The following is a 7143-nucleotide window of genomic DNA, read 5'->3' on the forward strand; positions in this document are numbered from 1 at the left end:
GTGCAGCTCGACGTCGCGCACGGCCTTCCGGGCGAGCATCTGGCTGGAGGTGTCGTAGCGGAGCGTCTCCTCCACCCAGTCGTCCACGCGGGCCGCTATGGGAATCTTCCGTCGTCCGCGCGAGGCGTCCGCCGCCGCACCGCCCGCCATCAGCGAGTTCTGGGAGTGGTGGGCGCAGGCCCGCCCGACGATCGAGGCCTCGCTGGCCGCCGGGCCGGAGCCGTCCGAGGAGTCCGATCCGGCCGTGCCCGGTGAGGGCCTGTCCGCCGAGACGATGGAGGATCTGTCCCGCCTCGTCCACAAGATCCACCCCGAGCTCCAGTGGGAGATCGGCGGCGCCGACGACCGCAACCCCTCGCTGACCGTCACCGGCGGCGGCGACCCCGAGCTGCGCGGCCTGACCGAGCGCTGGGCGCGCTCCGCCCCGTCCGGCTCCGCCGCGGGCGGCTGGAGCTTCCACCCGTCCCGCCAGGCCGACCCGGAGATGCTCGGCCAGGACCTCATCCTCGGCGACCACGAGTTCGACCTCGAGTACGTCCGGCTCGGCATGCGCGCCGACGCCGACCGCGCCCGCGTGCACATCACCGCCTACCACCCCGACTTCCTGTTCGTCTCCGAGGAGCAGCAGCTCCAGGTCGCGCTGAACGTCCTGCACTGGGCGCTCGGGGAGGACGACGTGGCCCGCTGGATCGGCGAGGTCACGATCGCGACCGAGGCGCCGATCGACTCCCTCCCGCCGTCCATGCTGTCCGCGGTCGTGGAGCAGATCTCCGAGCCGTTCGCCGAGCCGGCCTGGCTGACCGGCGAGGGCCGCACGCCCCGCGGCCACCCCGCCCGCCTCGGCGCCCGGTTCCCGCTGCACCGGCAGGACTACCCGCTCTGCGACCTGCACGTGGCGATCACCGTCCCGTACGCCAACAGCAACCCCGACCGGCTCCCCGTCGAGCCGTCGTCGGGCGCGCTGCGCGCGTTCGAGAAGAAGCTCGCCAAGCTCGGCGACCGCGCCGTCCTCGCCGTCCGCGAGACCGGCGACGGCCTGCGCGTCTTCCACCTGTACGCCGACCCCGACTCCGGCGTCATCTCCGAACTCGACCAGCTGGCCGCCGGCTGGCCGGAGGGCAAGGCCAAGGTCGCCTCCACCAGCGACCCCGGCTGGCGGGCCCTGGCCCCCTACCAGCCGTGACTCCCAGGGGCTAGTTGCTCGCGTCCACCTTGCGGTAGCGGGCTTCGCAGAAGTTGTAGAGGCCGAAGGTGATGACGCCGAGGGCGATGGCGGCCAGGCCCCAGGGGCCGGCGGGGGTCGAGGCGAACTCGCGGAGGGTGCCGTCCAGGCCCTGGGCCTTGTCGGGCTGGAAGCTGACGGCCGCGTAGGCGAGGAAGGCGCCGACGGCGGCGACGACGAGGCCGCGGGCGGTGTTGCCGACGATCGCGAGGGGCTTGACGACGCGGCGCGCGGTCCTGCCCATCTCCCAGGACTTGAGTTCCTTCATGAACTTGTGCCGGAAGGCGTTCACGACCATGACCGCGCCCACGACGAGGAAGCCCACCGCGACCGCCAGGACGAGCCAGCGGCCGCCGGGCGCCTCCATGAGCCGCGCGGTGTAGGTCTTGGACTGCTTGTCGCTCGACGAGCCGTGGTGGCCGAAGAGGAACGCGAGGGTCCCGACGAACGCGACCGCGTAGATGACGGCGCGTGCGGCCGACATCAGGCGCTTGGTCGCCTTGTCGCCGTCCGGGACGGGACGGCCGAGCAGGGCCTCCGCGGTCTGCCAGAGGACGAGCGCGGCGAAGCCGACCGCCATCAGCGCGATGAGGACGAGGCCGCCCGGTTTGCCGGCGATGGTCTCCAGCGCGCCCGTGCGGTCGGCCTCCTTCCCGCCGCCGCCGCCGAAGGCGACCTGGAGGGCCAGCCAGCCGATGAGGAGGTAGAGCAGGCCGCGCGCGACCAGCCCCACCCGGGACATGTGGTGGAACCAAGGGTGTCCCGCCGCCTGCTTGAGCCCGCGGCTCACATCCGTCGTCACGGCCACGCTGTCCCCGTTCAAGGGGAGGTCAAACCAGCGTCAGCTGAGGCCCGCGCGGCGGGCGCGCTCGACGACCGGGCCGATGGCGTCGGCGAGGGCCTTCACGTCGGCCTCGATGCTGGTGTGGCCGAGGGAGAACCGCAGCGACCCGCGGGCCCGCTCGGCGCCCGCGTCCATGGCGACCAGGACGTGGCTGGGCTGGGAGACGCCCGCCGAGCAGGCCGATCCGGTGGAGCAGGCGATGCCGCGCGCGTCCAGCAGCATGAGCAGGGCGTCGCCCTCGCAGCCGGGGAAGGAGAAGTGCGCGTTGCCGGGGAGGCGGTCGTCGGGGTCGCCGTTCAGCACCGCCTCCGGGACGGCGTCCCGCACGGCGGCGATCAGCTCGTCGCGCAGCCCGGCGAGGCGGGCCGCCTCGGCCTCGCGGCGGGCGACCGCGGCCCGGACGGCGGCGGCGAAACCCGCGATGGCGGGGGCGTCGAGCGTCCCGGACCGGACGTCGCGCTCCTGGCCGCCGCCGTGCAGCAGCGGCACCGGGTCGAGGAACACCGGCGGCTTCGGCTTGGCCAGCAGCAGCGCGCCGACGCCGATCGGGCCGCCGAGCTTGTGGCCGGTGATGGTCAGGGCCTGCGCGCCGCTCGCCGCGAACCCGACGGGCAGCTGCCCGGCGGCCTGGACGGCGTCGGTGTGCAGGGGGACGCCGCGCTCGCCGGCGGCGGCGGCCAGTTCGGCGACGGGCTGGACGGTGCCGACCTCGTTGTTGGCCCACATCACGGTGGCGAGGGCCACGTCGTGGCCGGAGCCGAGCAGTTCGCGCAGCGCGTCCGGGGCGACGCGGCCGAGCCCGTCCACCGGGACGACGTCGACGCGGGCGCCCTCGTGGTCGGCGAGCCACTGGACCGCGTCCAGGACCGCGTGGTGCTCGACGGCGCCGACGAGCACGCGGGTGCGGGCCGGGTCGGCGGCGCGGCGCGCCCAGTAGATCCCCTTGACGGCGAGGTTGTCGGCCTCGGTGCCGCCGGAGGTGAACACGACCTCGCTCGGGCGGGCGCCGAACGCCTCGGCGATGAGCTCGCGGGACTCCTCGACGACGCGCCGGGCGCGCCGGCCCGCGGCGTGCAGCGAGGAGGGGTTGCCGAGCTCGCGCAACTCCGCCGTCATCGCCTCGATGGCCTCGGGCAGCATCGGGGTGGTCGCCGCATGGTCGAGGTAGGTCACCACGCGGACAACAGTATCCGCGCCCTTCCTGTTCCCTTCCGGGGCCCGGCGGGACGGCCGGAAGCCGGCCCTCGCCAGGGGAATAGCGGGCGCCCGCCCCCGGTTGGCCCGTATACCGTCCAGCCGGTACAGTAAGGACGTCATGAAACGGGAAGCCCTCTTGGACGCAGCCGAGTCCGTGCTCTTCGAGCAGGGGACGCAGGCGCTGACCCTCAGCGCGGTCGCCGACCGCGCCGGCGTCAGCAAGGGAGGGCTGCTCTACCACTTCCCCACCAAGGAGGCGCTCGTCCGGGCCATGGTGGCGCGGGTCATCGAGGAGTTCGACGGCCTGATCGCCTCCTACGACGACGGCACGCCGGGGTCCTACACCCGGGCCTACGTCGAGGCCACGTTCGAGATCCTCACCGGTGAGGCCCGCGCCTACCGGCGGTGGTCGGCCATCACGGCCGCGGCCGCCGACCCCGAGCAGGCCGAGCCGCTGAACGAGGCGATGCGCCGCTGGCACGGCCACGACCCGGCGGACGATCCCGACCCGGGCGACGCGGCGGTCGTCAGGCTGGCGGCCGAGGGCCTCTGGGAGGTGGTCAGCCATGATCCCGGGCTGTACGACGCCGAGCAGCTCAGAGCGCTGAAACAGCGGCTTCTGGGGTTGCTGGAGCGCTGACGCCGGGGGCGCGCCGCCCGCGCCCCGCCCGACCTTCCGGACGTTCCGGGCCCACACGGGTTTGGAGCGTTCCATGTCCTATGTCACACGACGGCGCCCGTCCCGCGACGGCGCACGTCGCGGACGCCGCACGCCACACGCCGGGGTGCGCCCCGCCGAGACGAGAAAGAGGTGAACAATGCTGTTCCGTGCCCGTTCGGGGACCTTCCTGACCTTCGCACTGGCCGGTCTGCTGACCGGAGTGTGGGTGGCGCGCATGCCCGCGCTGGCCGGCAAGTTCGGGACGAACGAGGGCGAGATCGGCATCGTCGTCCTCGTCTGGGGGCTCGGCGCGATCGCGGCCATGCAGGCGCTGCGCGGCGTGATGGCGCGGGCCGGCAGCCGCGCCGTCCTGCGGATCGCCCTGCCGCTGACGGGCCTGTCGTACGCGGCGGTGGCGCTCGCCCCCACCTACGGCGTGCTCCTCGGCGCCGTCGCGCTGTTCGGCATGACGTTCGGGATCACCGACATCGCGATGAACGCACAGGGCAGCGTCGTCGAGCAGGCGTACCGCCGGTCCGTCATGAGCGGCATGCACGCCGGCTGGTGCGTCGGCGCGATGAGCGGCGGCCTGTTCGGCGTCGCGACCGCCGCCGCCGGTTTCGGGTTCACCGAGACCGTGCTGGTCACCGCGGTGCTGTCGGTGCCCGCCGGGCTCGCGCTCGGCCGCACCTACCTGCCCGACCCCGCCGCGCCCGCCGCGTCCGGGACGGGACGCGGGGCGCGCCGGATGCCCCCCGCCGTCTACCTGATCGGCGTCCTCGCGTTCATCGCCTTCATGACCGAGGGGTCGATCGCCGACTGGAGCGGGCTGCTGCTGCACGACGAGCTCGGCGCGACCGAGGCCGTCGCCGCGGCCGGCTACCCGATGTTCGAGCTGGCGATGCTGCTCGGGCGGCTCGTCGGCGACCGCGTCCGGATGCGGGTCGGCACCCGCCGGCTGCTGGTCGGGGCCGGCCTCGGGACCGCCGCCGGCATGACCGTCGTCGTGCTGGCCCCGGTCCCCGCGGTGGCGATCGCCGGGTTCTTCCTGACCGGGCTCGTGGTCTGCACGGTCGTCCCGACGACGATCTCGCTGGCGGGCTCCGCCGCTCCGGACCGTCCCGGCGCGGCCGTCGCCCAGGTCGGCGCGATGGGCTACGGCGGCCTGCTGCTCGGGCCGGTCGTGGTCGGCTTCCTGTCGGAGGCGACGTCCCTGCGCGTCGGCGTCGGCGTGGTCGTCGTGCTGGCGCTGCTGATCGCGGCGGGCGCCCGGTACGCGCCGCTGCACGCGACCGCGGACATCTCCGTCCCCGCCCCGGCCGAGCCCCCGGCGCAGGCTCCGGCGGCGGGCGACTCCCGGCCGGAACCCGTCGCCGCCTGAGGCCCACATCCGATATAACCCCTTCCACGACGGGTGTGTGGGGGCGGTATGGACGGATGGCGGGTTCCCGGCTACAGCGAGATGCGCGTTCTCGGCGAGGGTGCCCAGGGTCGCGTCGTGCTCGCACGGCACGACGCGACGGGGCGTCCAGCGGCGATCAAGTACCTGGCGCCGGCCCTCGCCGGTGACGCGGAGTTCCGCGAGCGGTTCCGCGGCGAGGCCGACCTGCTCAGCCGGCTGCGCAACCCGTACGTCGCCCAGCTGTTCGGTCTCGTCGAGACGCCGGACGGCGCGGCCATCGTCATGGAGGCGGTGGACGGGGCGCCGCTGAAGTCGGTGCTCGCCGAGCGGGGGCCGCTGGCGCCCGAGGCCGCCCTGGCGGTGCTCAAGGGCTCGCTGCTGGGCCTCGCCGCCGCGCACGGCCTCGGCATCGTCCACCGCGACTACAAGCCCGCGAACGTGATCGTGCGCGGCGACGGGCTGAGCAAGCTGATCGACTTCGGCATCGCGGTGGACGCGGGCGCGTCCGGGCGGTCGGGGACGCCGGTCTACATGGCCCCCGAGCAGTGGCGGGACGAGCCCGCCTCCCCCGCGACCGACGTGTACGCGGCGGCGTGCGTGTTCTACGAGTGCGTGACGGGACACCGCCCGTACACCGCCGGGAACCCGGCCGGGCTGATGGGCCGCCACCTCACGGCCCCGATCCCCGTGGGGGACGTCCCCGGGCCGCTCCGCCCGCTGATCGAGCGCGGGCTGGCGAAGAACCCGTGGGACCGTCCGCCGGGCGCCGCCGCGTTCGTCTCCGAACTGGAGTCGGTCGCGGCGGGCGCGTACGGGACCGACTGGGAGGGGCGCGGCATCCGCACGCTCGCGGGCGCCGCCGCCGCGCTGTCGGTGTTGTTCCCCCTGACCGCGCTCGGCCTCGGCGGGGGCGGCGCCTCGGCGGGCGCGGCCGGGGCCGCGGGCACCGCCGGGGCCGCCGGGGTCGCCGGGTCGGGAGGAGCCGCGGGGACGGGCGGAGCCGGAGCGGCGGGCGCGGCGGGCAAGGGCGTCATCGGCACGCTCGGCGTGAAGGGCACGGCAGCCGTCGCGGGCGGCGCCGCGGCCGTGGCCGTGGGCGGCGGCGCGGCGGTCTACGTCGCCACGGCGCAGGAGTCGCCCAAGCCGATCGTCGCGCGGCTGGTGGCGCTCAGCGAGCCGCGGCAGGAACTCGGCGGCGGGATGACGTTCCAGGCGCAGGGCCGGGTCGTGCGCGTCACGGGCGGGGACGCCGCGCTCAACCGGAAGATCAACCAGGCGCTGCGGGCGCCGCTCGAACGGCGCTGGGCGAAGACCCGCAACGGCTTGAAGGACATCGGCCGCGGCGCCTACACCGATGTCGTGACGCCGGCGATCCTCCTGCGCGGCGACCGGCTGCTGTCGGTCTGGTACAAGGTCGAGCTGCGCGGCGAGCGCGGGACGGGCTGGGACCAGTCCCAGGCGGCGACCGTCGACCTGCGGACCGGCGCCTCCTACCGGCCGACCGACCTGTTCCGCGTCCCGAGCGGGCAGGGCCTGAAGCCGCTGGACGGCAGGATCAAGGCCCGCCAGCCCGGCGGCGCCTACTGCGGCAGAGGCCAGACGGGCGGCGCGGGCCTGCCGCAGGGCACCGACAACCCGTCCGCGTTCGTCGGGTCCGGCGAGGTCACCATGGCCCTCACCCCGACGGGGCTGCGCGTGGCCTTCTACCTCTCGACCCTGGGGTACGAGTCGGCGTGCGGGCAGCTCGACAACGTGCTCCCCTACGCCGAGGTCAACGACATTCTGAAGCCCGCGCTGCTCAAGGCGGTTCCGTACCC

Annotated in this window: 6 protein-coding genes; 4 read left to right on the top strand and 2 right to left on the bottom strand. The window is 74.9% G+C overall.

All coding sequences use genetic code 11. The features are described from left to right. Nucleotides 1–244 precede the first annotated feature (244 nt). Nucleotides 245–1183 carry a DUF695 domain-containing protein gene (locus AB0C69_RS35230; RefSeq protein WP_360359575.1) on the top strand — a complete coding sequence of 313 codons (939 nt, stop codon included), beginning with the start codon at nucleotides 245–247 and terminating at the stop codon, nucleotides 1181–1183. 10 nt (nucleotides 1184–1193) lie between these two features. Here the strand turns inward: AB0C69_RS35230 and AB0C69_RS35235 are convergent, their stop codons facing one another. Both AB0C69_RS35235 and AB0C69_RS35240 read right to left on the bottom strand, forming a co-directional pair. Then, entirely contained in the window at nucleotides 1194–2024 is an 831-nt protein-coding gene (locus AB0C69_RS35235) for a DUF1206 domain-containing protein (RefSeq protein ID WP_360359577.1), read from the bottom strand. A 39-nt stretch (nucleotides 2025–2063) separates the two neighbouring features. After that, nucleotides 2064–3239, bottom strand: coding sequence for a cysteine desulfurase family protein (locus AB0C69_RS35240; RefSeq protein ID WP_360359588.1), 1176 nt, complete (start codon nucleotides 3237–3239; stop codon nucleotides 2064–2066). Between the two features lie 160 nt (nucleotides 3240–3399). Here AB0C69_RS35240 and AB0C69_RS35245 point away from each other — a divergent pair, with 160 nt between their 5' ends. From AB0C69_RS35245 to AB0C69_RS35255, 3 genes are all read left to right on the top strand, one after another. Next, nucleotides 3400–3903 (top strand): TetR/AcrR family transcriptional regulator, encoded by a 504-nt coding sequence (locus AB0C69_RS35245; RefSeq protein ID WP_360359580.1) that lies wholly within the window; start codon nucleotides 3400–3402, stop codon nucleotides 3901–3903. 178 nt (nucleotides 3904–4081) lie between these two features. Next, nucleotides 4082–5305: an MFS transporter gene (locus AB0C69_RS35250; RefSeq protein ID WP_360359582.1), complete on the top strand. Its 1224-nt coding sequence runs from the start codon at nucleotides 4082–4084 to the stop codon at nucleotides 5303–5305. 48 nt (nucleotides 5306–5353) lie between these two features. Beyond that, nucleotides 5354–7143 (top strand): serine/threonine-protein kinase (locus tag AB0C69_RS35255; RefSeq protein ID WP_360359585.1); only part of this gene is annotated, 1790 nt, incomplete at its 3' end.

The sequence above is a fragment of the Actinomadura sp. NPDC048032 genome, assembly GCF_040653175.1.
Taxonomy (GTDB): Bacteria; Actinomycetota; Actinomycetes; order Streptosporangiales; family Streptosporangiaceae; genus Spirillospora; species Spirillospora verrucosospora.

Excerpts from the sequence above, each read along its gene's own strand:
- AB0C69_RS35250 (WP_360359582.1), top strand. The coding sequence starts at position 4,082 with ATGCTGTTCCGTGCCCGTTCGGGGACCTTCCTGACCTTCGCACTGGCC.